This window comes from Streptacidiphilus jeojiense (genome assembly GCF_000719095.1).
Taxonomy (GTDB): Bacteria; Actinomycetota; Actinomycetes; order Streptomycetales; family Streptomycetaceae; genus Streptacidiphilus; species Streptacidiphilus jeojiensis.
Map to the genome: position 1 here is coordinate 1 of NZ_JOEH01000107.1, position 502 is coordinate 502.

Sequence of the window (502 nt, forward strand, 5' to 3'; positions counted from 1 at the left end):
GGGGCGGTCCACCAGCCAGGCCAGCTGCTTGGCCTCGGCGATGGTCGCCGGGGTGTTGTGCGCCAGGCGGGGGTCGACCTCGATGGAGACCCGGCCGTCACGGCCGTCGCTGGCCTCGAAGACCGGACGCAGCACGTCAGCCGCCTGACGGACATCGGCGGCGGTCATCATCCGCACCGCCTCCTCGACCGTCACGCCCCTCAGCGCGAGATCCCGCAGCTGGGCGTCGTAGGCGTCGGAGCTGCCGCCGATGGCCTTCTGGAAGATGGTCGGGTTGGTGGTGACCCCGACCACGTGCTTGTCGCGGACCAGCGCCGAACTTGCGGTAGAGCGTGGGTGCGTCGGCGGAGGCCCCGAAATGGTCCAGGCTGATGACGTATCCGAGGTCGCCGACGTAGCGGTGCCAGGTCAGCGCGATGCCGGCCTCGACGGCGACGCGGGCCCGCACTGCGGGGGGCAGCACGGTGTCGCGGTAGGCCAGGTCCTGCTCCTGGAACCACTC

2 pseudogenes are annotated in these 502 nt (G+C 71.3%); both read right to left on the minus strand.

Going from position 1 to position 502, the window contains the following annotated elements:
• Window positions 1-312: pseudogene (locus IF29_RS0141235) on the minus strand (transaldolase family protein); the annotation flags it as partial.
• A gap of 1 nt (window position 313) precedes the next feature.
• Window positions 314-502 (minus strand): annotated as a pseudogene (locus IF29_RS48390) (transketolase-like TK C-terminal-containing protein); the annotation flags it as partial.